The sequence below is a fragment of the Flavobacterium frigoris PS1 genome (assembly GCF_000252125.1).
Lineage (GTDB): Bacteria > Bacteroidota > Bacteroidia > Flavobacteriales > Flavobacteriaceae > Flavobacterium > Flavobacterium frigoris_A.
In genome coordinates, this window is sequence record NZ_AHKF01000010.1 from 187,719 (window position 1) to 213,867 (window position 26,149).

The window sequence follows — 26,149 nt, forward strand, 5'->3', positions numbered from 1 at the left end:
ATAAAAATATAAAATTATGTTTTCAAAACTAGCGTATTCAATATTCGAACAAAGTATAAAAGATTATCATGAATTTGATAATGTAGATCAACCTATAAATAATCCATTCCCTAAAGACAAATTCGAACATTTATTGTATGTGAAAAATTGGATTGACACGGTGCAATGGCATTTTGAAGATATTATTCGTGATCCCAATATTGATCCAGTGGCAGCATTGACTTTGAAAAGAAGAATTGACGCTTCAAATCAAGAGCGTACGGATATGGTAGAATATATTGACGGATACTTTTTACAAAAATACAGTGATGTAAAAGTGAAAGAAAACGCTAAGATAAACTCAGAAAGTCCAGCATGGGCATTTGACAGATTATCTATTTTAGCTTTGAAAATTTACCACATGAATGAGGAAGCGACTCGTGAAGAAGCTTCTCAGGAGCACAGAGATAAATGTCAGACAAAATTAAATATATTGTTAGAGCAAAGAACTGATTTGTCAACTGCTATTGATGATTTATTAGCAGATATTGAAAAAGGAGATAAATTCATGAAGGTGTACAAGCAAATGAAAATGTACAATGACGATGAATTGAACCCAGTTTTGTACCAAGGAAAAAAATAATTGGCAATCCTTTTGCCAAATAAAATTAAACATATAGCCGTCATGAGACTTTCCGCAATGGGAGATGTCGCCATGACGGTTCCTGTTTTACGCGCGTTAGTAAGTCAACATCCAGAAGTTAAAATAACAGTCGTTTCTCGCCCTTTTTTCAAACCTTTTTTTGAAGGGATTCCCCAAGTGTCATTTTTTGAGTTTGATGAAAAAGAACGACACAAAGGGGTTGCAGGATTATTGCGTTTGTACCAAGATTTGCAAAAATTAGATACTGATGCCTTCGCTGATTTGCACAATGTTTTGCGTTCTAAAGTTATCAGGACACTTTTTGCTTTAAGCGGAAAAAAAGTAGCAGCAGTTGATAAAGGCCGTGGAGGAAAAAAAGCATTGACCCGTACTGAAAACAAAATCCTGAAACAACTGCCCAGCATGTTTGAAAGACATGCAGAGGTATTTGCTACATTAGGTTTCTCCATAGATTTAGCAAATCCTATTTTTCCTAAAAAAGCAGTTTTAAAGGAAGACATTACTGCTATAATAGGTACTAAAAGCCAAAAACTAATTGGAATTGCCCCTTTTGCTCAATACGATTCTAAAGTCTATCCTTTGGACTTGATGCGGTCAATAATTGAAGAATTGTCGAAAAATACGAATAATAAAATCCTACTTTTTGGAGGAGGAAAAAAGGAAATTGAAATTCTCGATTCCCTTTCGAATAATACAAATAATGTCACTAATATGGCCGGTAAAATTAAGTTGAAGCAAGAACTTGAATTGATCAGTAATCTTGACGTAATGCTTTCCATGGATTCAGGAAATGCACATATAGCAGCAATGCTTGGTGTAAAAGTGATTTCACTTTATGGTGCAACCCATCCATTTTCCGGATTTATGCCTTTTAATCAGCCTATAGAAAATGCTTTAGTACCTAATAGAGAAAAATATCCTCTATTACCCACTTCAGTTTATGGTAACAAATTAGTCCCCGGCTACGAAGATGCTATGCGAACCATTTCTGCAGAATTTGTAGTTGAAAAAATCAAAGAAAAATTAAACGACTAAATAGTACTAAAAAGTTATTGAATAAAAAAAGCCAAATTTCATCGTTTTGAAACTTGGCTTTTTTTCTTCAATATTATTTTTTAAACATCGTCAAAGTCGATGTAAATGTTTTCAGAAGTAGGATGTGCTTGGCAAGTCAAGATTAATCCGCTTGCAATTTCTTTATCAGTAAGAATCGAATTTTTAGTCATTTCAGCAGTCCCAGAAGTTACTCGTGCTAGGCAACTACTACAAATTCCTCCTTGACAGGAATACGGAGCGTCAATACCTTGTTTTAGCGAAGCTTCAAGGATAGTTTGTTTCTGCGACATTTCAAAAACTGTTTCTTCATCATCAACCATAACAGTGATTTTTGAATGACCTTCAAGTGATTCAGTAATTACTTTTTCATGAGACGAGGTCGTAAAAAGCTCGAATTTTATAGCTGATTCTTTTACATTTTTCTCTTTTAAAACACCTGAAACAAGTTCGATCATTTCCTCAGGTCCGCATAAATAGAACTTATCAAATTCTAATGCTGCGTGTTTGTTATTCAAAACAAAATTCACGGTAGATTTTTCTATTCGGCCAAATAAAGCATTTTCTACTTTCGCTTGGCTGTAAACGTTGTGAACAAAAAAACGGCTTACATATTTTAATTGTAGATCATGTAATTGTTGGTGAAAGATCGTCTCTTCTGGGGTTTTATTTCCGTAAACGAGAACAAAAGAGCTTTTAGGTTCGCTTTTCAACATCGTTTTAATAATTGATATAACAGGTGTTATACCGCTACCTGATACAAAAGCCGCGTAATTTTTTTGACGGTCTGCTTGAGGTTCAAAAGTGAATTTTCCTTCAGGTTTCCCTACTTCAAGTGCATCTCCAGCTTTTAGTTTTGTATTGGCAAACTGAGAAAAAGCACCGTTTTTAACTGCTTTAACGGCAATACGTAATTCGCCACTTTCTGGTGATGAACATATAGAATAAGCACGACGAATTTCTTGGCCGTCTAGTTTTAGTCTTAAATTAACATATTGACCAGCAACAAAAGTATAGTTTGGTTTTAATTCTTCGGGAACGTTAAAGAGAATGGAAACAGCGGCTGCGGTCTCGCGACGTACTTCTTTTATAATTAATTTTAAAAAGGATGGCATATGATATTTTTTTACAAATATACTAAAGAGATTAGGTTTCTTTAAAGCAAAATATTGAAATTTTACATACATAAGAATTCTATGTATAGGAAACTTATGTATATTTGTTTTTCAAAATGGAAGAGCTTATGAAAAACTCACAATTGTATAAAGGAAGTTTAAATACGATCATCATGAAGTTGCTGGAGGAAAACGGCAAGATGTACGGCTACGAAATCACCCAAAAAGTAAAAATAATTACCCAGGGCGAACTCAATATTACCGAGGGTGCTTTGTATCCTGCTTTGCACAAACTAGAAGCCGAAGGTATTCTGGATGTAGAAATAGAAAGGGTGGACAACCGCATGCGAAAATATTATAAACTCACCGAGAGTGGTCAAAAAGAAACCATAAACCGACTTGCGGAACTGGAAGATTTTATTCGAAACATGCAGAGCTTAGTAAACCCGAAACCTAATTTAGAATTTTAAACTTATGAAACTAACCAACCAACAAATAGAATACGTTGAAAACTATATCATTTCGAAGGACATTAAATGGTATGAGTTACAAATAGAGCTGACTGATCACATGGTGACTAGTATGGAGGAATTTTGGAAAAAAGACCCAGAGCTTACTTTTCATCAGGTCAAACAATATGCAGAGGAAAAATTTGGTAGAAACGGGTTTAAGGCTATTGAGGAGGAGCGGACACAAATTTTAAGAAAAGAGTTTAGAAAAGCACAATGGAAGATGATTGCGGAGTATTTAAAATTCCCGAAAATTATAATAAGTATGCTACTAGCTTTTTTAGGTTTTAAAGCCTCTTTTTATTTTGATGATCCCATTAGGTTTGTTACAATTTTATTCGGTTTGTTAATTATAGTTTCTATTCCAGTATTTTACTCTTTTTATTCAAATAGAAAAATTAAGGGGAAACGGTTTTTAGAATTAAATATTAGTCATAGGAGCTTAACAGGAATTTTTGGGTTATTGTATTGGATAATTTATCTATTAGGGTCTATCAAAGAGTCTATTCAATTGCATTCAATTTTGATATTGCCTTTCTGTTGTGTTTGGGTACTAGTATTATTATTTTTAATTACGGGGATTCATCTTCAAAAAAGAACAGTCCAAAATATCACAAGGCAATATCAATTAACTTAATTTTTAAGATGAAACTAACCAACCAACAAATAACCACAATAGAACAGACTTTAGTTTTAAATGGAGTTGTTTACGATGATATAAAACTCGAAATACTAGATCACATTGCTTCAGATATTGAGGCGGAAGTCATTAGTCAGGAAAGACCTTTTGAGACTGTTTTAAAAGAGGTGTTCGAAAAATGGAAACCGCAATTAAGACCAACGTCTCATAATTTATTGCTAGGTTATTCTTTTTCGGCTCCAAAGATTATTTCGGATAAATTAGCAGATGAGGCTAAAAAGGAACTCTTTGCAGCGGGAATTATTGTCAGTTTATTTACGATTTTAATTTTATTGATTAATAATGAGTTTGAAGAGCCATCACTTTTATCAGCAATTGTATTTTTTTTGCAAGCATCAGCCGTAATTGGTGCATTATTGATGATAAGTGGCAAATTATGCCTTTTAAAATCTAAAATAAATACCACTTATCTATTCCGGTTTAAAAGGGCTTTTTATGTTATTCTGCTTTACGGTTTGCTAATTGGGTTTGGTTGTTTCCCTATTCTACCTTTTAATAAAAGCATAGAAATAAAGGTATTTTCCTTAATTACAACGTTGATTTATTTGTTCTTAATTTATGGGAGTCTAAAGCTTTTTTACAAACATTTCCAATTTGAGAAAAAACTGTTTATTTCAAAATCATGAAACTATCCAACGAACAAATAGACCAACTTTTTGCCTTTACCCGCCAGCATTATGTGGAATGGTATGACCTGCAATCAGAGCTCGTTGATCATCTCGCGAATGCCATAGAAACACAATGGCAAGAAAACCCGAAACTTACTTTTGATCAAGCCCTTAATATCGAATTCAATAAGTTTGGTGTATTTGGGTTTATGGATGTGGTTGAAAAGCGCCAAGCTGTTTTAAGCAAGAAATACAGTCGCTTGGTATGGCAACATTTCAAAGACTTTTTTGGTATCCCTAAGATTGTATTGACAATGGCAATGACGCTAGTATTGTTTAGTATTCTAAAAATAAGTAATTATAACGAATGGATTATTATGGGACTATATCTGATTTTGATTGTGTTTACATTTTATAAAATTTTCAAAAACAGAAAAATCAGAAAACAAAAAATGCAATCAGCGCAAAAGAGATGGTTGTTTGAAGAAATCATAAATCAATATGGTAGTTTTTCTGGAGCAATTATTTTGCCTTTAAATATTTTTATTGAGGTAGCGAGTCACTCAGATAAATTTTTGACGAATGATTATTCGGCATTGGGTTTAAGTTTCTTTTTTGTCCTTCTTGCCATTGTTATTTTTATCATCTTTAAAATCATTCCTTCCAAGGCAGAAGATTATTTATTAGCTACTTACCCAGAATATATATTAGAAAAACTGTAACATTTTCTTACTTTTAATTACTTACTATAAAACCAAACCATTAAACTATGTTTAAACACTTTATCGATTTAGAATTAAAAGCTTTTTTTCGGTCGGCCAGCGTAGGGAAAAGTATTGGATTAAAAATACTGATGGGTTTTCTAGTAGTCTATTTTCTACTCGTTTTTTTAGTGTTGGGAATTGCGCTCTACCCACTGTTAGAGAAAAGTTTTCCGGATCAAAAACCTTTGGCTATTGTGAATAGTTTTGTAATTTTTTGGCTTGCATTTGAACTGGTATTCCGTTTTTTTATGCAAAGTTTACCGGTAATGAACATCAAGCCATTACTCATTTTGCCTGTAAAAAGGGAGTCGGTGATTCACTTTGTGTTATTAAAAAGTGCTACTTCAATTTTCAATATTTTTCCATTATTAGTAATTATCCCTTTTGGGATTTTAAATATTATTGAAGGAAATTACAATCCAGTTAATATGATTTTCTGGATGTTCGCAATGTACGTTTTGGCTTTGTCAATTAACTACGCGAATTTCTTAATCAAAAAGAAATTTGCCGAAAATATTGTTGCCTTCCTTCCATTTGTTGCAATAGGGGTTGTTTTATTTGGGTTGGATTACTATGGTACTTTTAAAATTAGCAGCTTGTCGGGGATTCTTTTAGATGGATTAGTGGCTCAGCCAATATTTGTTGTAGCTCCAATACTACTTTTAGTGACATTGTATTTTTTTAATTTCAAGTACTTAAAAACTAATTTTTATCTAGATAGTTCATTACAATCTAAAGTTGAAGAAGCAAAAACGTCTGATTTGACTTGGACCAAACGCTTTGGGGCGATAGCTCCATTCTTATCATTGGATATAAAAATGATTTGGAGAAACAAAAGACCCAAAACCACAATTTGGATTTCGTTAATTTTCTTGGCTTATGGCTTATTGTTTTATAGCAATCCATCTAACAGCGCACCCGCTTTTCTAGTTTTTGTAGGTGTTTTTATGACAGGAGCTTTCATGCTTAATTACGGACAATTTGTACCGTCTTGGGATAGTGATTATTACGGAATGATGATGTCACAAAACATTCCCATGAAACAGTATTTGGCTTCTAAGGCGGCATTAATGTCAGTTTCGGTACTTGTATTAGCTATTTTAAGCACTCCCTATCTTTATTTTGGCTGGAATATATTGGCCATTAATATGGCTTGCGCATTGTACAATTTAGGAGTAAACATTCCGGTTTTAATATTTGCGGGTTCGTTTAATAAAAAAAGAATTGATTTAGATAAAAGTCCTTTCATGAATTACCAAGGAACCGGAGCGACACAATGGATAATGGGATTACCCATCTTGGCATTACCCGCATTAATTTTCTATGCATTTTGTAAATTAGTAAATGTAGAGACGGCAACGATTACTATTGCAGTATTAGGAATCATTGGATTAGGAATGAGAAATGTGATGATGGAAAAAATTGCCCAGAGTTATCGCAAAAGAAAGTACGTTACCATCAGCGGATTTAAGCAGCAAGAAAATTAGTAGAGACAAGTTCTGATTGGAACAATAAATAAGACAAAGATGATACAAGTAAATAATATTTCAAAAAAATATAACGGAACTACAGTTTTAAAAATTGATAGTTTAGAAATTCCAAAAGGACAAAGTCTAGGTTTAGTAGGGAATAATGGAGCAGGAAAAACGACCTTTTTCAGCTTGTTATTAGACTTAATCCAACCTACAACCGGAAGCATTACAAATAACGAAATTCAAGTAAACACAAGCGAAGCTTGGAAGCCTTTTACAGCTGCTTTTATTGACGAGAGTTTCTTGATTGGTTACCTTACTCCGGAAGAGTACTTTTATTTTATAGGTGACTTACGTGGTCAGAACAAAGCAGATATTGATACCTTGTTGTTGAAATACGAAGAGTTTTTTAATGGAGAAATCCTAAAAAATAAAAAGTATTTGCGTGATTTATCTAAAGGAAACCAGAAAAAAGTTGGAATTATTGCCACTCTTATCGGTAATCCAGAAGTGATTATATTAGACGAGCCGTTCGCTAATTTAGATCCTACAACCGTAAACCGATTAAAAAAAGTAATTAAAGATCTTGCAGAAAATCCTGATATAACAATACTGGTTTCTAGTCATGATTTACAACATACGGTAGAAGTTTGTGATAGGATTGTGGCCTTAAACAAAGGAGAGCTTGTAAAAGACATTAAGACCTCTGAAGAGACTCTAAGGGAGTTAGAAGCGTTTTTCGCGGTTTAAATTTCTATATTTCAAAAAGAAACGTATTTTTACCAGTCATTATACTAAAAGACATTTTTTAAAGTTTAATGATAAAAACGTTTACCATTGAAAATCAACTCATTTAAATATTCAATTCCGGTAGGGTTGTTGTTGTTTTTGGTAGCCTGTTCTACTAAGAATAGCAGTTTCTTGTCTAGAAATTCCCATGCTTTAAGTACCCAATACAACATTTTATACAACGGTCAAATAGGATTGGACAAAGGTGTTGAGAGCATAAAATCCAGTAGTAATGATAATTTTTGGAAGCGTTTGCCCATCGAAAGAATGCAAATAAACGAAGATTTAACTGAAGAGGGGAAAGCTAAAAACCAGGATTTTGAATTGGCTGAAACCAAAGCAACAAAAGCCATTCAAAAACACTCCATGAATATTGACGGTACCGAAAGGAACTCACAAATAGATGAAGCTTATCTATTGCTTGGGAAAGCCCGTTATTATGACCAAAGATTTGTTCCCGCATTAGACGCATTCAATTACATATTGTACAAGTACCCAAATAGCAGCAAAATTTATGAAGCCAAAATTTGGCGTGAAAAAGTGAACATGCGATTGGGGAATGATGCTGTAGTAGTTAGTAACATGACTAAACTACTGAAGGATCAAAAACTTAAAAAACAGGTTCTAGCTGATGCAAATGCATTACTATCGCAAGCTTTCTTAAATCTTGAAGAGAAAGACAGTGCAGTTACTAAATTAAAATTAGCCGAAAAATATACAAAACGAAACAATGAAAGAGCAAGGTATCGATTTATCTTGGGCCAACTCTATGAAGAATTAGGCAAGAAAGACAGTGCATTATATAGTTATGAATCAGTAATTGAGATGAATAGAAAATCCGAAAGGAAATACGTTATTCAATCACAAGCAAGGAAAGCGCAGTTGTTTGATTATCAAAAAGGGGATACGACAGCCTTCCTTAAAAACTATAACAAACTAATTGCTGATCGTGAAAACAGACCTTTTCTGGACTTAATTTTCTATCAGAAAGCTGTTTTTTATGACAAAAATAACAATCAAAAACAAGCTTCTGAATTTTACAATGCTTCACTAAAAAAAGCCACAACAGATGAATATTTGATTGCTTCAAATTATAGAAATTTAGGAAATATGTATTTTAAGGATGCAAAATACCCAGTTGCAGCGAAGTATTATGACAGTACCTTAGTCAAACTCGATATAAAAACTAGAGAATTCATTCACATTCAGAAAATCAGAAAAGACTTAGACGAAGTTATACTATACGAAGCAATAGCTTCAAGAAATGACAGCATCATAAATATCGTTTCGTTACCTGAAGCATCAAGAATAAAGTATTTTGAAAACTATATTGAGAGATTAAAGAAGGAAGACGAAGATAAAAGAGTAGCGGAAGAGAAATTAAAGAGCAAACTCGAGAACATTGAAATAAATAGCAAAACAGCGTCGATAGACCCAGCTACTTCTAACCAAAACCCGGGGATGTCAGTGCAAAAATCACCGCTGTTGCCCCCGTCAATGTCAAACATAAATCAACAAGTAAGTATTTTTTACTTTTATAATCCTACAACGGTAGCGTTTGGGAAAGTAGAATTTAAAAAATCATGGGGACAAAGGGCTTTAAAGGGCAATTGGAGACAATCGTCGTTTACTCCAACTGCAATTTCTGCCTCATTTTCAACAGATTCAATTAATTCCAATAAAGTATCTGATGAGGATGTTCTTGCCGAAACGGAGCAAATTATAGAAGAGTACAGCACAGATTTTTACCTAAAACAACTTCCTACAAGTCAAAAAGTGATTGACAGTATTGCCAAGGAACGCAACTCAGCCTATTATCAGCTAGGTGTGATTTATAAAGAAAAATTCAAGGAATATGAATTGGCCACCAGTAAACTGGAACAGTTATTGAAGAATAATCCAGAAGAAAAGTTGATCCTTCCAGCAATGTATAATTTATATAAAGTATATCAAATTACCGATAGTGCCAAAGCAGAGGCGATGAGAAACAGTATAAATAGCAGGTTTCCAGATTCCCGTTACGCACAATTGATAAATAATAAAACAGCAGATGAAATCTCGTTGGTTGGTACTCCTGAAGGGGTTTACAATAAGTGGTATAAATTGTATGAAGAAGAGGATTATGTTCCAGTTTTAGAAGAAATAGACGGCTTGATCAACCAGTTTTCTGGGGATGAAATAGTTTCAAAATTCGAATTGCTAAAAGCAAATACAATTGCGAAATTAAAGGGGTTATCATCGTATAAAATGGCATTGCAATATGTAGCTGATAATTACCCGAACAGTGAAGAAGGCAAAAACGCTCAGGAAATTTTAGTGAATCAAATTCCTTTTTTAGAGCAGATGGCTTTTAATTCTAAAGACACTAAAAACTGGAAGATCCTTTATAAAGTGGCAGCAAAAGAAGATAAAAGTACTAAAGCAATAGAGGATAAAATCAAGAAATTTATTACAACTGTAAACGGTCAGGGTTTAAGATATTCATTTGATGTTTATACTGGTAAAGAGAATTTCATTACAATCCACGGTTTAAACAGTGCTGCTCATGCTCAAAATATAGCTTCGCTATTAAAAGTAAATAAAGAGTATAAAATTGATGAACTTGCAGTTGTGATCACTAATGAAAATTATAAAGTTGCCCAAATCAATAAAAATCTCGATGCTTATTTAGCATCAAAAATCGAATAAACATGTTTAATAGAAAAGCAAAGCCCTACACTGAACTTTTAGGAAAAACCAATAGAATAGTTGAAGGAACCGTTATTAAGGGAGATATCATCTCTACAGCCGATTTTAGGCTAGACGGAGAATTAATTGGTAATTTTCAGTCTACGGGTAAACTGGTTATCGGACCCTCTGGAAGCATTATTGGGGATATTATATGCAATAATGCCGATATCGAAGGGAAATTTAATGGAAATATTCAAGTTTCTGAAGTGCTTAACGTGAAATCTAAAGCAAGTATTCACGGTGAGGTTACGGTAGGAAAATTATCGGTAGAACCAGGTGCTGATTTTAGTGCTTCTTGTGTAATGAAGATTAATGTAAAAAACCTCTACATAACGGATGGACAAGAAACCGAACAAAAAAAAACAAGCTAGTAAGTGGCTTGCCCTTATTAATATCCCAATCCAAATGGGAGTTATCATCTTCGTGTTTTCTCTTTTAGGAAACTGGCTTGATGAAAACTACCCCAGCCCCAAAGTGTATTACAATAAAATACTTGTAATGGTGGGAGTTGCTTTGGCTTTATACAATGTCATACGACAAGTGAACGAAATCAACAAAACACAATAATTTGTTTCGAATAAGAGTAACAGCAGTCAATATTTAACATTGACGGTTTGTGACAACTTAAATTTAAAATAACTTTGTGGCCTTGTGCCTTTGTGGCCAAAACCAATCCAATGAATTTAAAAAATTACAAGCCGATTCTAAATTTGGTAGTACTAGTAGGAATTGTTTATTTGACTCATAAATTGATTTTATTCCTGTTGAAAATTGAAGAAAGTACTTTCGTGTATTCAATGGAGACCCTTTATTTGTTGTTTTTAGCAATGTCTACTCTGGTTTTTATCATCGTACTAAAAGTGAAAGAACGAAGTTTTGATAATGTAGGAATGTCTTTTCTTTTAGCAACATCTGTCAAAATGATATTTTGTTATTTAATTTTAAAGCCTATCTTGCGCATTAATTCTCATGATAATTCATTAGAAAAAGTTAATTTTTTTGCAATATTCGTTATTTTTTTAACAATTGAAACGGTTTTAACGATAAGAATATTGAGTAAAAATTAATAAATCTCAAATGACATTAATGAATTGGAAAAAATAAGGTTTTTTATTCTTTTGAATATTAATAAAAAATGTACATTTGCACCAAATTTCAGAAACGTAAAAAATTAAGATATTTAATAGTTATGGTGATTTCAAACAGACCACTTAGATTTATAATAGCGACTTTTGTAGCGTGTCTTCCTTTAATGAGTTTTGCAAATCCAGAAGTGGATTCTGTAAAAGTTAATACCGAGATGGCTCACGAGGTTACGGAAGGATCACATGAAGGAGCTCATGCTGAACCGACAGATGTAAAATCTAAAATTAAAGCATTTATAGGTCATCACGTACTAGATTCTCATGACTTTACTTTTTTCTCAGATGAAGTTGAAGGAAAACATTATGGTTTTTCTTTACCCGTAATCCTATGGGATAACGGACTTCAGGTTTTCTCTTCTTCTAGATTTGAACATGGGGAAGCAGTAGCCGAATCAAACGGTAATTTCTACCAAATTAATCACCACGACGGGAAGGTATACAAATTGGATTCTGCTGATGGAAAAATCACAGAAAATGAAGAAACGGGATATCCAACTAATATTCGTCCAATTGACTTTTCAATTACAAAAACGGTATTGTCTATAATGATAGCATCATTATTAATGTTCTTGTTATTCACTGGTTTGGCAAAATCATATGCTAAAAATAAAGGAATTGCCTCAGGTCCAGGAAGAATTTTTGAACCAATCGTATTGTACATTCGTGACGAGATTGCGATTCCAAACATTGGAGAAAAACATTACAAGAAATACATGAGTTATTTATTAACTATCTTTTTCTTTGTATTGTTCTTAAATATATTTGGTTTAATGCCATTTGGAATAAACGTAACAGGAAATTTGACAATTACATTTGCATTAGCAATAATGACTTTTTTAATAACAAACTTGACTGCTAACAAAAATTACTGGGGACACATTTTCTGGATGCCAGGTGTACCAAAAGTAATGCGTATCGTTTTAGCGCCAATTGAGTTGTTGGGGATTTTTATTAAACCGTTTTCATTGATGATTCGTTTGTATGCAAATATCTTTGCAGGACATATCGTATTGATGAGTATTATTGGTTTAATGTTTATTTTCAAAAGTTGGTTAGGAAGTAGTTTATCTTTTGGATTGTCATTTGTACTTTCTATACTTGAGATATTAGTTGCTTTTCTACAAGCGTATATTTTCACCATGTTATCTGCATTGTACTTCGGTTCAGCTGTAGAGGAACATCATCATGAGGAAGCTCATTAATAAATTGAATGTTTAATTTTTAATATATATATTATGCAAATTCCAACTATTGTAGGAGCAGGGTTAATTGTTATCGGAGCAGGTTTAGGTATTGGTAGAATTGGTGGTTCAGCAATGGACGCTATTGCTCGTCAACCAGAAGCTTCAGGAAAAATCCAAACAGCTATGCTTATCGCAGCTGCATTAATTGAAGGTATTGGTTTTGCTGCGTTGTTCGCATCATAATTAAAACTTAAAAACAGTAGTTGCGACGGTTGGTCGTAACTATTGTTTTATCATTAAATTAAAATATTTTTATAAACATATATTATGGATAAGTTAATACATCAGTTTGAGTTAGGTTTGTTCTTTTGGCAAGTATTATTATTTGTTGGATTGATATTCCTATTGAAAAAATTTGCTTGGAAACCAATTCTTGATGCAGTTAATGATAGAGAAGAAGGAATTAAAAACGCATTGCTTTCTGCTGAAAATGCTAGAAAAGAAATGCAAAACCTTCAAGCTGACAATCAACGTATATTGCAAGAAGCAAGAATGGAACGTGATAACATGCTAAAAGATGCACGTGAAATTAAGGAGAAAATGATTGCTGATTCAAAAACTGAAGCGCAAGCACAAGGCCTTCAAATGATCGAGCAAGCAAAAGCAGCGATTGAAAGCGAAAAAAATGCAGCTATGGCTGAATTGAAACTTCAAGTTTCTACTTTGTCCCTAAGTATTGCAGAAAAATTATTGAAAGAGGAATTATCTAATAAAGAAGCTCAAACTAAATTAGTTGAGAAAATGTTAGGTGACGTAAAGCTAAACTAATATTATGGCAAGTACAAGAGCAGCAATTCGTTATGCAAAAGCAATTCTAGAGATCGCAGAATCTAAAGGAGTAGCTGTAGCAGTTAGTGAGGATATGAATTCTATAGCTTCCACTATAAATGGAAACCTAGAATTGAGCACTTTTATTCAAAACCCAACTTTAAAAGTTGAAGTTAAAGAAAATGCCTTATTGGAAGTTTTTGCAAATACCAATAGCGTAACTAAGATGTTATTTCATTTGTTATTTGAAAACAAAAGATTTGAAATTCTAGAAGCGATTGCATTAGAGTACAGTAATTTATTTGATGAGATGAATGGTGTTGAAGTAGCGAAAGTTACTACAGCTATTGCAATGGATGCGGCATTAGAGGCTAAAGTATTAGCTAAAATTGCAACTTTATCAGATAAAAAAATTACGATAGAAAATATAGTAGATGCTTCAATTATTGGAGGATTTATATTAAGAATAGGTGATAAGCAGTATAACGCTTCAATTGCCAACAGATTACAAGTATTAAAAAGAGAATTAAGTAACTAATTTTATTGCACATTTAAGTGTCTAAATTATAAATTAAGATGGCGGAAATCAAACCTGCTGAAATTTCAGCAATATTAAGAAAGCAAGTAGAAGGTTTTGAATCTGGCGCAACGCTAGAGGAAGTAGGAACCGTACTTCAAGTTGGAGATGGTATTGCTCGTGTTTACGGGCTTTCTAATGTTCAATACGGTGAGTTAGTAGAATTTGACAATGGTTTAGAAGCTATTGTATTGAATCTTGAAGAAGATAATGTTGGTGTGGTACTTTTAGGACCATCAACAGGAATCAAAGAAGGTTCTACTGCAAAAAGAACACAACGTATCGCTTCTCTTAAAGTTGGAGAACAAATGGTAGGACGTGTAGTGAACACACTTGGTTTTCCAATTGATGGAAAAGGACCAATTGGTGGAGACTTATACGAAATGCCTTTGGAAAGAAAAGCTCCTGGAGTTATCTTCCGTCAACCTGTTACTGAACCATTACAAACAGGTATCAAAGCAGTAGATGCAATGATCCCAGTTGGTAGAGGACAACGTGAGTTGGTTATTGGTGACCGTCAAACAGGTAAGTCAACTGTTTGTATTGACACTATCTTAAATCAAAAAGAATTTTACGATGCAGGAAAACCTGTATTTTGTATATATGTTGCAATTGGACAAAAAGCGTCAACTGTGGCAGGAATTGCAAAAATGTTAGAAGAAAAAGGCGCAATGGCATATACCATTATCGTTGCAGCTAATGCTTCTGATCCAGCTCCGATGCAAGTGTATGCTCCTTTCGCAGGTGCTGCAATTGGAGAGTATTTTAGAGATTCAGGTCGTCCAGCTTTAATTGTTTATGATGATTTATCTAAACAAGCCGTTGCTTACCGTGAGGTTTCTCTTTTATTGAGAAGACCACCGGGACGTGAAGCATATCCTGGAGATGTATTTTACTTACATAGTCGTTTATTAGAGCGTGCTTGTAAAGTAATTGCTGATGATGGAATTGCTAAAAACATGAATGATTTACCAGATTCATTGAAACCAATTGTTAAAGGTGGTGGTTCATTAACTGCTTTACCTATTATCGAAACACAAGCTGGTGACGTTTCTGCATATATCCCAACAAATGTAATTTCGATTACAGATGGTCAAATTTTCCTTGATGGAGATTTGTTTAACTCTGGGGTTCGTCCAGCGATTAACGTAGGTATCTCGGTATCTCGTGTTGGAGGAAATGCACAAATTAAATCAATGAAAAAAGTAGCAGGTACTTTGAAACTAGATCAGGCACAATTCCGTGAATTGGAAGCGTTTGCTAAATTTGGTTCTGATTTAGATGCAGTTACTTTAAATGTAATTGAAAAAGGAAGAAGAAACGTTGAAATCTTGAAACAAGGCTTGAATGATCCTTATACAGTTGAAGACCAAGTTGCAATTATCTATGCTGGTTCAAAAAATTTATTGAGAAATGTTCCTGTGAACAAAGTAAAAGAATTTGAGAAAGATTTCTTGGAATTCCTTAACAACAAACACAGAGCAACTTTAGATGCTTTGAAAGCAGGTAAGTTAACAGATGAAATTACTGAAGTAATTCAAACTGTTGCAAAAGAAATTTCAGCAAAATATAACTAGAAGTTATTTTAAGTTTTGAATTTTAAATTATGAAAAGTGAGTCTTTTTTTAATTTAAAATTCAAGATTTATAATTCAAAATAGAAAAAAATAAATGGCAAATTTAAAGGAAATCCGTAATAGAATTACTTCCGTTTCATCTACGATGCAAATTACATCAGCGATGAAAATGGTTTCTGCAGCAAAGCTAAAGAAAGCACAAGATGCAATTACAGCAATGCGCCCTTATGCCGAAAAATTGACGGAATTATTACAAAGCCTTTCTGCTACACTTGAAGGTGACGCAGGCGGTGAGTTCACGACACAACGTGAAATAAAGAAAGTTTTAGTTGTTGCCATTACTTCTAATAGAGGATTATGTGGTGCTTTTAATTCAAATGTAATTAAGGAAGCTAAAAGACGTTCTGAATTTTATACTGGAGTACAAGTTGATATTTTTGCTATTGGTAAAAAAGGAAATGATGTATTAGTTAAGACAAATTCAGTAGTTGATAATCAAAGTGCTGTTTTTGACGAATTGACGTTTGATAATGTAGCGGTAATTGCAGATACATTAACTCAAAAGTTTGTTACAGGAGAGTATGACAAAATTGAATTGATTTACAATCAGTTTAAAAATGCTGCTACTCAAATTGTTCAAGTAGAACAGTTTCTACCTTTGGCAGCTATAAAATCTGATTTAACTGTTTCAACAGGTGATTATATCTTTGAACCTTCAAAAGAAGAAATTGTATTGACATTGATTCCAAAATCATTAAAAATGCAACTTTACAAAGGAATTCGTGATTCATTTGCTTCTGAACATGGTGCTCGTATGACTGCTATGCACAAAGCGACAGATAACGCTACCGAATTGAGAAATCAATTGAAATTGACATACAACAAAGCGCGTCAGGCATCTATTACTAACGAAATCTTAGAGATTGTTGGTGGAGCTGAAGCTTTGAACGGATAGTACTTATTGCTACCATCTATAAATTAAGAGCTGACATTTGTCGGCTTTTTTTATTTATATAATTTTTGAAACCACGTATTTACACCCGCAGTGAGGTTAGAATTTTAATCTAATTTTGTTTATTTAAAAATGTATTTGTAATGGTATCAGGTATGGCTAATTTTCCTGTTCAGTTGTCTGAAAGTATTTTATTGCATGCGCAAGTAGGGCAAGACTCTTGCTCGTTGCGTAGAGAGCTCTATTTTATAAAGAAAGATAAATTAGAAATGTATCTAAGTACCGATCAATTAAAATGTGTTTTTTGGGTAAATATTTACAATGCTTACTCTTTAATAATGGCTGATGAAGGTGTTCAAACTGCAGAGGCTTACAAGCGTAAGAGAATAAAAGTAGCCCACACCGCTTTTTCTTTAGATGATATTGAATTTAAAATTCTTCGTATAAATGATCGTAATCCCCTTTATAAATTCATTGATAATTTATTCTGTTGTTCCTATATTAGAAAGCTAGCAGTGAAAGAGGTTGATTATAGCCTTCAATCAATGTTAGACCGTACAGCTTTAGCTAAAGGCCTTAGCAAATATAGAAGTAGCATCTAGCAGCTGGTTGTTCATTATAAGAACTAAAAATAGCTGCTATTGTAATAAAATTATAACACAACATACAAAATTATCCTGTTAAGTAGTATTTATGATTTTTTTTAATACTCTTTGCACTTGCAAATTCTTTTTAAATCTTTAATTTTGAGTTTTAATTTAATACTGAACTCGCAATGCAATTGGATATTAAGGAACTGACTACAATAGAAGAAATGCTTTGTAATATTGAAGTAATGCGTTTTTCATATCCTACATTTACCACCGAAAAATACGAAGGTTATCTTAAAGAAATGATACCTCATAACTACAAACAAGTCGTAATCTTTGAAAACGATGTATGTGTTGCCGTTACGGGATATTGGACTGGTTTTAAGCTGTGGTGTGGAAAATATATAGAAATCGACAATTTCATCGTTCATCCAGATCACCGCTCTAAAGGCTTAGGTAAGATGTTGACGGATTATGTTGACACCAAAGCCAAGGAGGAAGCATGTACCATGATTGTACTCGATGCATATACGGGCAACTTTACGGCACACCGTTTTTATTATAATCAAGGCTATGTACCTAAAGGTTTTCATTTTTTAAAAATATTAAATGAAGACGGACTATCGTAAATCACTTTGCAATGGAGTTTTTTAAAAAATCAATTTTTTTAGTGTTGGTGGTTTTGTGTTTTAGTAATTGCGGATCTAAGCAGCAAAGGCAAATGGACTTTACACAAGAAATAGCGCAGACTTATTATCAAACTCAGCTAGTAGATGAGCAGCAACAAGTTGTCAGAATATATTTCTATATTGAATTTAAAGAGCCAGTTTCTGAGGAATTTAGCTTGCTAAAGATCTATTTCAGAAACAAAGAAGCAGAAATTACAAAAGTATCTGACAGGAAATACCTTGCTCGTTTTACCCATATTGCAGTAAGAGGAGATCTCTTTTTAGAAAGTGAAGGCGCAAAGGAATATGGTAACAAAGCTCCGATAATTACCAAGGGAAAATTCGAATTAAACAAGGACGAGGCCGTATTGGAATACCAGAAGAACAACAAAACTTTTTTTTTCAAACTAACAAGAATTGATGAAAAGCAATGATTCTGCAACCTTCAATGATTAAACCAAAGAATTAGCTATTTTTGTTCTTTTAAATAGAAATTAGAAACGACATTTTGGGATTATATAAAAATCTTTTTAAACAAACAGTTATTTACGGACTTGCCACGGTTTTGCCGAGAATGTTCAGCTTTTTGTTAGTACCGTTATACACTGACTTGCTTCCTAAAGAGGAGTATGGAAAGCTATCCGTTATTTTTGCCTTTATGATATTTTTCAATGTTATTTTGGCTTACGGTATGGAAACGGCGTTTTTTAGGTTTTATAGCAAGGAATCGAATAAAGATTCGGTTGTTGAAACGTCCATGGTATCCATTTTTTGGACTACGATTACATTTTTATTCATCGCACTATTGTCTCGCAATTATTTGGCTGAATGGTCTGGAATAGATGCGCAGTACATCGGTTATACAATTTGGATTTTGGCATTAGATGCGCTGGTTATTATCCCTTTTTCAAAATTGAGGGCTTTCCAGAAACCCATGGTGTATGCTGTTATAAAAATTGGTAACGTACTTGTCAATCTTATTCTGAGTATCGTTTTCTTACTCTATATCCCACAGTTGATTGAAACAAGCCCAAATGGTTTATTGAGTTCCCTATATGTTGAAAACTTCCAAATAGGATATATATTCTTGGCTAATATCATTGCTAGTCTATTGACCTTTGTTGCCCTATCGCCAGATTACGTTTACTTAAAATGGAAGTTTGACTTTGATTTATGGAAGCGAATGATGGGGTACGGATTGCCCATATTGGTAGCCGGAATCGCATTTGCCATCAACGAACAATTTGACAAAATTCTTCTGGTAAAATTACTGCCTTCAAACATCGCTACAGCCCAAGTAGGAGTTTATTCTGCCTGCTATAAACTAGGTTTGTTCATGGTTTTGTATAGAACTGCATATACTCTGGGGATTGAGCCATTTTTCTTCAGCCATTCATCTGACAAGAATGCGCCACAAACCTATGCGACGGTGACTAAATATTTTGTCATCTTTGGATCATTCATTTTATTGTCAGTAATTGTTTTTGCTGATTTGTTCAAACTCCTGATGATTCGTGACAGCTCCTATTGGGAAGCTATGAAAGTAGTACCTCTAATTATTTTAGCCAACTTTTTCTTGGGGATTTACACTAATCTATCCGTTTGGTACAAACTCATCGATAAAACATACTATGGCGCTTACATTTCCATTGTGGGAGCAATAATAACTTTAGTACTTAACTTCTTATTGATTCCCAGTATGAGTTATTACGGTTCGGCGATAGCGACAATTGCGGCTTACGGTAGTATGATGTTTATTTCGTACTATTTGGGTAATAAATACTACCCCATTCCTTATGACTTAAAGAAAATAGGAGGCTATCTCTCCTTGTCCATATTCTTCTCGGCCGTATCTTTTTACGGTTTCAGGGAGAACTATATTGTTGGAATTTCATTGCTGATACTATTCCTATATTTTATTTATTATCACGAAAAAGAAACATTAATAAAAATAATAAAAGGTTCAAAAGCTTAAAAATAATCGGGAGCTATTCGCGCTGTGCGCTACAAGCATTTTCATAAAATTATTTTTTCAAAGGCCATAAAGGAGCTTCCTTCGGTCGCTCTTTCTTTCCTAGAAAAAAATCAATTTTATTTCAAATGGCTTTCCGCTTCCATCACGGCTAAGAACCCGAACTTAAAACAGAAATAATGACAGTAAACATTATCAATAAATCACAGCATGCCTTGCCTAACTATGAAACGATAGCTTCGGCTGGGATGGACTTAAGGGCTAATCTAACTGAATCGATAACTATGGAACCATTAGGAAGAACGGTTGTTAAAACAGGTCTTTTTATCGAATTACCAATAGGATACGAAGCGCAGGTAAGACCAAGAAGTGGCTTGGCTTTTAAAAACGGAATCACTGTGCTGAATAGCCCCGGAACCATAGATGCCGATTATCGTGGCGAAATTGGGGTGATTTTAGTAAATTTATCTGATAAAGCTTTCGTTATACAAAACGGAGAGCGCATCGCTCAACTCATTATCGCAAAACACGAGCGAGCTGAATGGATAGAGGTAAAGGAACTATCTGAGACCTCAAGAGGAGAAGGCGGATTTGGTAGTACAGGAGTAAAATAGAGCCCCCTGCCCCCCAAAGGGGGAATGAAAAGAATTAAAAAATAGTATAAATTAAAATCCTACTTACCTCTAGTAGTAGTTTCCCCTTTGGGGGATAGGGGGCTTATATGAAAATAATAGTACCAATGGCCGGACGTGGATCACGTCTTCGCCCACATTCATTAACTGTTCCTAAACCGTTAATTCCTGTTGCAGGAAAACCTATTGTACACCGTTTGGTAGAAGATATTGCTAGAATATTAAAAGAACCTATTGACGAGATTGCTTTTATCCTTGGTGATGAAGCTTTTTTTGGAGAGGATGTGGTAAAAAGTTTAGAGGAACTAGCTGAAGGTTTGGGTGCAAAAGCTTCTATTTACCGTCAGGATTTACCTTTAGGAACTGGACATGCAATTATGTGTGCTAAAGAATCTTTGTCAGGACCTGCGGTTATCGCTTATGCAGACACGCTTATCAGAGCCGACTTTGATTTAGATCCTACTGCAGATGCTGTTATATGGGTAAAACAAGTAGACGAGCCAGAAGCTTTTGGTGTAGTTAAAATGAACGAAAATAATGAAATCACAGAATTAGTTGAAAAACCAGCTGAATTTGTGAGTGACCTAGCTGTTATCGGGATATACTATTTCAAGGAAGTAGGTGATTTGAAAAACGAACTACAAAAAGTATTAGACAATAACATTCAAAACGGCGGCGAATACCAGATTAATGACGGAATCAAAGCGATGATGGCTAATGGTAAAGTTTTTAAAACGGGTAGTGTTGATGAATGGATGGACTGTGGAAATAAGAATGTAACTGTTGAGACTAATTCAAGAATGCTTGGATTTCTTCACAAAGACGGTGCTGAATTAGTAGATAGAACGGTTAGACTAGAAAATGCAACGATAATTCCACCTTGCTTCATTGGCGAAGATGTATCCTTGACAAACACGACTGTGGGACCAAATGTGTCTTTAGGAAAAGGATGTCATGTATTAGGTGGTACCATTAAAAATAGTTTGATTCAATCGCATGCACACATATCCAATGCAAATTTGGACAATGCAATGATAGGGAATCATGTTACTTTTAAAGGTGATTTCACTAGTGTTAGTATAGGCGATTATTCGGTGTTAGAATAAGTTTTTATAACATAAAGTTAAAAATGCAGTAAAGCATAACAAGTTTTAAATTGTTGCGTTTCTATGATAAAGGGCTCAATGAAAAAATCACGTTTATTACTTCTTTTCCTAGTTTTGCTAAGCAATTCTGCCATGCTATTGGCACAAACGGAACCGGGAGATATTAAGCAGGAGGTAAACAAATTCCAAGATTATTTCTTTGAGTCACTGAAGCAAAAAGGGATTGAAAATTATGATAAGGCAATTATAGCTTTAGAGCAATGTTTGATAATCGAACCTGAAAACGCCACGATTCATTTTGAATTAGGAAAAAACTATCTGGCATTAAAAGACTATAAAAATGCCTACACTTCATTTGAACATGCAGCGCAGATTGACCCTACAAACAAATGGTTTTGGGTGGGGATGTATGATGTTAATTATGCAACCAAGAACTATAATGGCGCGATATATGTTATCAATAAATTAATTCCCTTTGATGCGAAATTCAAGGAGGATTTGACGTCGCTTTATATGAGTACGAATCAATATGATAAAGCATGGGCTCTGATCAATGAGCTTAATGAAACTAACGGAAAATCAGACAGAAGAGAAGCGTATAAAATGCAGATTTTATCACAAGGAAAGTATCAGAATACAGAAATTGAAAATTTAATTGGACAAATTCAAGCTAACCCCAAGGAGGAATCTAATTATATTTCGCTGATTTTCTTGTATTCAAAGAATAATGAAACAAACAAAGTGCTGGAGACAGCGCGTAAACTGGAATTGGCAATCCCAACTTCTGAATGGGCACAAGTGAGCTTGTTTAAAACCCATTTGGAGAACAACGATGGGGCAAAGGCAGTTAAAGCAATGAATATGGCTTTGGCTAGTACCAAGATAGATTCTAAAATAAAACATCGGGTTTTAAACGAGTTTCTGATTTTTGTAAATGCAAACCCACAGTTTACCCCTGATTTAGAAAAAGCCATCGGCTATTTTGACAATGATCCGGATGTAAATGTGGCAAAAGAAGTAGGGAAGTTTTATCAGACCAAGAAACAATGGGAATCGGCGGTGAGGTATTATGAACTGGCAAATAAAAAGAGTTCAGATGTAGATATCGAAACTAATTTACTTTTGCTTCAAGCATACACCGAAACCAAGCAGTTTGAAAAGCTAACGAAAAATGCCACGGAGATGATTGATGTTTTTCCAACGCAACCACAGTTTTACTACTATGCTGGTTTGGGGAGCAATCAATTGACTCAATTTAAAAAAGCAAAAGAGATATTGGAAATGGGATTGGATTATCTGGTTAATGATCTATCACTGGAAACTAATTTCAATATTCAACTTGGCGAAGCATACAATGGTTTGGGAGACGCAAAGAAAAAGGATTTCTATTTCTCAAAAGCCAATCAATTATTAAAAAAATAAAATTCAAATGAATAGATTTTTAGCAGTATTAGTAGTGGTTTTTATGGTCTCTTGTAAGTCTAAAGCCGTTGTGGCAGGAGCAACAACTCCAGTAACTTATATGAAATCAAAGAACATAATTGCGAAGCATTACGACAACAAAAGTGATTTTTCGACATTGTATATAAAGGCAAAAGCAAAATATTCTGATGACAAACAGTCCCAGAATGTTACCGCTGAAATAAAAATAAAGAAAGACGAACAAATATTGGTAAGCATTCGTTTTCTGGGAATAACGATGGCCAAAGCATCGATAACGCCAACATCGGTTAGTTATTATGAAAAGATTAAAGGAACCTATTTTGAAGGTGATTTTAGCGCGTTGAGCCAATGGCTGGGAACTGATTTGGATTTCAATAAAATTCAAAACATGCTATTAGGGGAGGCATTAGATGATTTGAAAAAAGGGAAATATACGGAGTCCTTAGTAGAAGGTTTGTACCGTCTTGATGATACAGCAAACGATAACACAAAAAAGACATTCTACATAAATGGAGGTGATTTTAGTGTAAACCGACAAGAAATTACGCAAACGGCAGAAGGAAGAATGATCCAGGTGGCCTATACTTACATCAAAGAATATAAAGAAGCAATTGTGCCGGCGACTGTCGTTATTCATACCTATCAGCCAAAAGGAAAATCTGAAATTAATTTAGAATATGATACCATAACCTTCAATGAAGAACTTTCTTTTCCATATAGTGTTCCAAATGGTTACAATAGAATTATAATTAAGTAAATTTGCACAAATATATTTTTAAGATGCCAAAATTTCTCGTAAGCCTACTATTTATATGCATGACTTCTGTGCTTTGGAGTCAGTCTTCCCAACAAGAAAAATTAGAACAGCGTAAAGCCGAAATCCAAAAAGAAATTAGGGATAATGAGAAGTTATTACTTTCCGTTAAGTCTAAGGAAAAGTCGGCGATGAATGTGTTTATGATTCAAAAAAACAAGATTAGACTGAAAGAAATCTTAATTAATACTACTGAAAAGCAAGCTAAATATTTAGCCAATGACATGTATATTAATCAGATGAAAATCAACAAGCTTAATAAGGAATTGGCCGTACTTAAGGAAGATTATGCAAAGATGATTGTGAAGTCTTATAAAAGCCGTTCAGAACAAAGCCGCGCGATGTTTATATTGTCATCAGATAATTTTCTGCAGGCTTATAAAAGAGCGCAATACTTAAAGCAATACACTAGTTTTAGAAAAAATCAGGGAGAAGAAATAAAATCAAAATCAGTTGAACTTGTAAATTATAACAACAAGTTAAAAGCTCAAAAAATTGCAAAACAAAAATTGATTGTCGAAAACGAGAAAGAAAGAGTCAGTTTAGTAAAGGAAAAAGAAGAGCAAGAAAAACTGGTAAATTCGATTAAGAAAGACAAAAACAGAATTGTATCTGATATCAGGAAAAAACAAAGAGAGTCAAAAACTATTGATAAGCAAATCGATCGCTTGATTCGTGAAGCTATTGCTGAGGCAAATAGAAAAGCGGCATTAGAGAAAGCGAGAGCTAAGGCTCTGGCAAATAATTCCAAGGCAAGTCCAAAGGAAGTTGCTGCTGCGGTTGCCAAAGAACCAGTGTCATCATCAAGAATTGAATTGACACCTGAAGCAAAATTAATAGCAGATAACTTTAGAGCAAATAGAGGTAGCCTACCTTGGCCAGTTGAAAAAGGATTTATTTCATTAGGATACGGAGATCAAGCCCATCCTATTTATAATACTTTGGTGATTCATAATAGTGGAGTAGAAATCACTACCAATGAAGGTGCTTCGGCAAGAGCCGTATTTGGTGGGGAAGTGGCCAGTGTCATGATTTTATCTCCAGTTAATAAAGCAGTGATGATCCAGCACGGAGATTACTTTACAATTTATCAAAACTTAAGTTCCGTATCTGTTAATAAAGGAGATAAGGTAAGTATAAAACAGACTTTGGGAAGAGTGAGAACTAACGGTGATACCGGTAAGACGGTAATTAAATTTTTGCTGTTGCAAAACACCTCTTACACTAATCCACAAGGGTGGTTGAGCAATAAATAACAGCTCAGCTATTTTCTATAAAAAGAAACAGCCTGGTTTCATTCAGTCGAATGAAACCAGGCTGTTTCTTTTTTGGATTCTATTTAGAGGTAATATCAAATAGCAATGTGTTCTGTTTTTTTAAACAAACAGTTGCTGATTTCTACAAGGAATTAATTTACTAATCTATTTATCAAAAGACGATTCAATAGAACGCATCATTCCCTCAGTTGACCAAGTACCAGAAACGATTATACGCCTAATGGTATAAAGGGGATCAATAGAATCTCTCTTGGTTGACAAGATAAACGCCATATCATAGCCACTTTCTTTTATTTTAGGAATAGCTTCTTTGTTCCATAAGCCAAAAGGATAAGCAAAGTAGGTAACTGGTTTTCCCGTGATGTCTTCCAGTTTTTTCTTTGGTTTAACCAATTGTGTATTCCAATCGTCGCCAGTATACTTAGTGACCATATGATGATCCCAAGTATGCGCTGCGACAACATGCCCATCGTCTGATAATTTTTTAATTTCATCAGATGTCAAATAATTAGGTCGGTTGATAGAAACCGTCATAACAAAGAAAACCCCTTTGAAACCGTATTTGTTCATTTCGGCAGCTCCAATGCTGAATTGTTCCCCACGTGTATCGTCAAAAGTAATCATGACTGGTTTTTCAGGTAATGGCGCGTCATGCACAAGATATTCGTACAATTGATCTGGTAAGATGGAGTGATAACCAGCATCAGACAGCGCTTTCATTTGCGTCGCAAAGTTGGCCGGTTTTACTGAATAGACTTTGGTCATGGGACCAGCACTAGCATCAAAATTCTTAATATTGTGGTAGCACAAAATAGGTACTTCTTTTTTTGCAAGAATGGCTGCTGCATCATTGGTCACTTTTTGTACTTCAGTTTCCTTTGCAACAGCATTTACCAAAGTTGTTTTCTGCGGAGCATCTTCTTTGCTTGTTTCCTCCGCTTTTGATTGGCAGCCTTCTAAAATGACAAGTCCTAAAATCAGACAGGCAATATAATTTTTCAT

At 34.1% G+C, this 26,149-nt stretch carries 28 protein-coding genes; 26 read left to right on the forward strand and 2 right to left on the reverse strand.

Annotated features, from left to right (window positions below):
* Positions 1 to 16: 16 nt before the first annotated feature.
* Entirely contained in the window at positions 17 to 622 is a 606-nt protein-coding gene (locus HJ01_RS03225; protein WP_007136854.1) for a DUF4254 domain-containing protein, read from the forward strand.
* 42 nt (positions 623 to 664) lie between these two features.
* Positions 665 to 1,678 carry a glycosyltransferase family 9 protein gene (locus tag HJ01_RS03230; protein ID WP_007136855.1) on the forward strand — a complete coding sequence of 338 codons (1,014 nt, stop codon included), beginning with the start codon at positions 665 to 667 and terminating at the stop codon, positions 1,676 to 1,678.
* A gap of 80 nt (positions 1,679 to 1,758) precedes the next feature.
* Here HJ01_RS03230 and HJ01_RS03235 read toward each other — a convergent pair whose 3' ends face one another.
* Complete coding sequence (locus HJ01_RS03235; RefSeq protein ID WP_007136856.1) at positions 1,759 to 2,811, reverse strand: ferredoxin--NADP reductase; 1,053 nt, start codon at positions 2,809 to 2,811, stop codon at positions 1,759 to 1,761.
* 128 nt (positions 2,812 to 2,939) lie between these two features.
* On the opposite strand from HJ01_RS03235, the gene HJ01_RS03240 reads away from it, so the two are divergent.
* The 24 genes from HJ01_RS03240 (at position 2,940) to HJ01_RS03360 (ending at position 25,126) form a co-directional block, all read left to right on the forward strand.
* Positions 2,940 to 3,281, forward strand: coding sequence for a PadR family transcriptional regulator (locus HJ01_RS03240; protein WP_007136857.1), 342 nt, complete (start codon positions 2,940 to 2,942; stop codon positions 3,279 to 3,281).
* 4 nt (positions 3,282 to 3,285) lie between these two features.
* Positions 3,286 to 3,957: a hypothetical protein gene (locus HJ01_RS03245; RefSeq protein WP_007136858.1), complete on the forward strand. Its 672-nt coding sequence runs from the start codon at positions 3,286 to 3,288 to the stop codon at positions 3,955 to 3,957.
* A gap of 8 nt (positions 3,958 to 3,965) precedes the next feature.
* A complete protein-coding gene (locus HJ01_RS03250) occupies positions 3,966 to 4,646 on the forward strand; it encodes a hypothetical protein (RefSeq protein ID WP_040473644.1) in 681 nt (226 codons plus the stop codon).
* On the forward strand, positions 4,643 to 5,350 hold the full coding sequence (locus HJ01_RS03255) for a hypothetical protein (RefSeq protein ID WP_007136861.1): 708 nt from the start codon (positions 4,643 to 4,645) through the stop codon (positions 5,348 to 5,350). The genes HJ01_RS03250 and HJ01_RS03255 overlap by 4 nt, the downstream gene beginning before the upstream one ends.
* 47 nt (positions 5,351 to 5,397) lie before the next feature.
* Positions 5,398 to 6,879: a DUF5687 family protein gene (locus HJ01_RS03260; RefSeq protein ID WP_040473645.1), complete on the forward strand. Its 1,482-nt coding sequence runs from the start codon at positions 5,398 to 5,400 to the stop codon at positions 6,877 to 6,879.
* Between the two features lie 39 nt (positions 6,880 to 6,918).
* Positions 6,919 to 7,614: an ABC transporter ATP-binding protein gene (locus HJ01_RS03265; protein WP_007136863.1), complete on the forward strand. Its 696-nt coding sequence runs from the start codon at positions 6,919 to 6,921 to the stop codon at positions 7,612 to 7,614.
* 87 nt (positions 7,615 to 7,701) lie between these two features.
* Positions 7,702 to 10,341: a tetratricopeptide repeat protein gene (locus HJ01_RS03270; protein ID WP_040473646.1), complete on the forward strand. Its 2,640-nt coding sequence runs from the start codon at positions 7,702 to 7,704 to the stop codon at positions 10,339 to 10,341.
* Between the two features lie 2 nt (positions 10,342 to 10,343).
* Positions 10,344 to 10,754 (forward strand): polymer-forming cytoskeletal protein, encoded by a 411-nt coding sequence (locus HJ01_RS03275; RefSeq protein WP_007136866.1) that lies wholly within the window; start codon positions 10,344 to 10,346, stop codon positions 10,752 to 10,754.
* Positions 10,720 to 10,950 (forward strand): AtpZ/AtpI family protein, encoded by a 231-nt coding sequence (locus HJ01_RS03280; protein ID WP_040473647.1) that lies wholly within the window; start codon positions 10,720 to 10,722, stop codon positions 10,948 to 10,950. The genes HJ01_RS03275 and HJ01_RS03280 overlap by 35 nt, the downstream gene beginning before the upstream one ends.
* Before the next feature lie 622 nt (positions 10,951 to 11,572).
* Positions 11,573 to 12,730, forward strand: a complete 1,158-nt coding sequence (gene atpB, locus HJ01_RS03290; RefSeq protein WP_007136869.1) for a F0F1 ATP synthase subunit A — start codon at positions 11,573 to 11,575, stop codon at positions 12,728 to 12,730.
* Positions 12,731 to 12,763: 33 nt separating this feature from the next.
* Complete coding sequence (atpE, locus tag HJ01_RS03295; protein WP_007136870.1) at positions 12,764 to 12,955, forward strand: ATP synthase F0 subunit C; 192 nt, start codon at positions 12,764 to 12,766, stop codon at positions 12,953 to 12,955.
* A gap of 84 nt (positions 12,956 to 13,039) precedes the next feature.
* Positions 13,040 to 13,540 carry a F0F1 ATP synthase subunit B gene (locus HJ01_RS03300; RefSeq protein ID WP_007136871.1) on the forward strand — a complete coding sequence of 167 codons (501 nt, stop codon included), beginning with the start codon at positions 13,040 to 13,042 and terminating at the stop codon, positions 13,538 to 13,540.
* Between the two features lie 4 nt (positions 13,541 to 13,544).
* A complete protein-coding gene (atpH, locus tag HJ01_RS03305; RefSeq protein ID WP_007136872.1) occupies positions 13,545 to 14,078 on the forward strand; it encodes an ATP synthase F1 subunit delta in 534 nt (177 codons plus the stop codon).
* 38 nt (positions 14,079 to 14,116) lie between these two features.
* Positions 14,117 to 15,694, forward strand: a complete 1,578-nt coding sequence (gene atpA / locus HJ01_RS03310) for a F0F1 ATP synthase subunit alpha (RefSeq protein WP_007136873.1) — start codon at positions 14,117 to 14,119, stop codon at positions 15,692 to 15,694.
* A gap of 93 nt (positions 15,695 to 15,787) precedes the next feature.
* Positions 15,788 to 16,648 carry an ATP synthase F1 subunit gamma gene (gene atpG / locus HJ01_RS03315; protein WP_007136874.1) on the forward strand — a complete coding sequence of 287 codons (861 nt, stop codon included), beginning with the start codon at positions 15,788 to 15,790 and terminating at the stop codon, positions 16,646 to 16,648.
* A 140-nt stretch (positions 16,649 to 16,788) separates the two neighbouring features.
* On the forward strand, positions 16,789 to 17,247 hold the full coding sequence (locus tag HJ01_RS03320) for a DUF547 domain-containing protein (RefSeq protein ID WP_007136875.1): 459 nt from the start codon (positions 16,789 to 16,791) through the stop codon (positions 17,245 to 17,247).
* Between the two features lie 173 nt (positions 17,248 to 17,420).
* A complete protein-coding gene (locus HJ01_RS03325; RefSeq protein WP_007136876.1) occupies positions 17,421 to 17,864 on the forward strand; it encodes a GNAT family N-acetyltransferase in 444 nt (147 codons plus the stop codon).
* Between the two features lie 92 nt (positions 17,865 to 17,956).
* Entirely contained in the window at positions 17,957 to 18,337 is a 381-nt protein-coding gene (locus HJ01_RS03330; protein WP_138984266.1) for a hypothetical protein, read from the forward strand.
* A gap of 74 nt (positions 18,338 to 18,411) precedes the next feature.
* On the forward strand, positions 18,412 to 19,878 hold the full coding sequence (locus tag HJ01_RS03335; protein ID WP_007136878.1) for a lipopolysaccharide biosynthesis protein: 1,467 nt from the start codon (positions 18,412 to 18,414) through the stop codon (positions 19,876 to 19,878).
* 176 nt (positions 19,879 to 20,054) lie between these two features.
* The gene (dut, locus tag HJ01_RS03340) at positions 20,055 to 20,489 is read left to right on the forward strand and encodes a dUTP diphosphatase (protein WP_007136880.1); all 435 of its coding nucleotides are present in this window, start codon (positions 20,055 to 20,057) and stop codon (positions 20,487 to 20,489) included.
* A gap of 107 nt (positions 20,490 to 20,596) precedes the next feature.
* On the forward strand, positions 20,597 to 21,613 hold the full coding sequence (locus HJ01_RS03345; RefSeq protein ID WP_040473648.1) for a sugar nucleotidyltransferase: 1,017 nt from the start codon (positions 20,597 to 20,599) through the stop codon (positions 21,611 to 21,613).
* Positions 21,614 to 21,691: 78 nt separating this feature from the next.
* Positions 21,692 to 23,035, forward strand: a complete 1,344-nt coding sequence (locus HJ01_RS03350) for a tetratricopeptide repeat protein (RefSeq protein WP_007136882.1) — start codon at positions 21,692 to 21,694, stop codon at positions 23,033 to 23,035.
* Positions 23,036 to 23,042: 7 nt separating this feature from the next.
* Positions 23,043 to 23,813 carry a DUF4292 domain-containing protein gene (locus HJ01_RS03355; RefSeq protein WP_007136883.1) on the forward strand — a complete coding sequence of 257 codons (771 nt, stop codon included), beginning with the start codon at positions 23,043 to 23,045 and terminating at the stop codon, positions 23,811 to 23,813.
* 23 nt (positions 23,814 to 23,836) lie between these two features.
* On the forward strand, positions 23,837 to 25,126 hold the full coding sequence (locus HJ01_RS03360) for a murein hydrolase activator EnvC family protein (RefSeq protein WP_040473649.1): 1,290 nt from the start codon (positions 23,837 to 23,839) through the stop codon (positions 25,124 to 25,126).
* 165 nt (positions 25,127 to 25,291) lie between these two features.
* On the opposite strand, the gene HJ01_RS03365 is transcribed toward HJ01_RS03360, so the two are convergent.
* Positions 25,292 to 26,149 carry a polysaccharide deacetylase family protein gene (locus HJ01_RS03365; protein ID WP_007136886.1) on the reverse strand — a complete coding sequence of 286 codons (858 nt, stop codon included), beginning with the start codon at positions 26,147 to 26,149 and terminating at the stop codon, positions 25,292 to 25,294.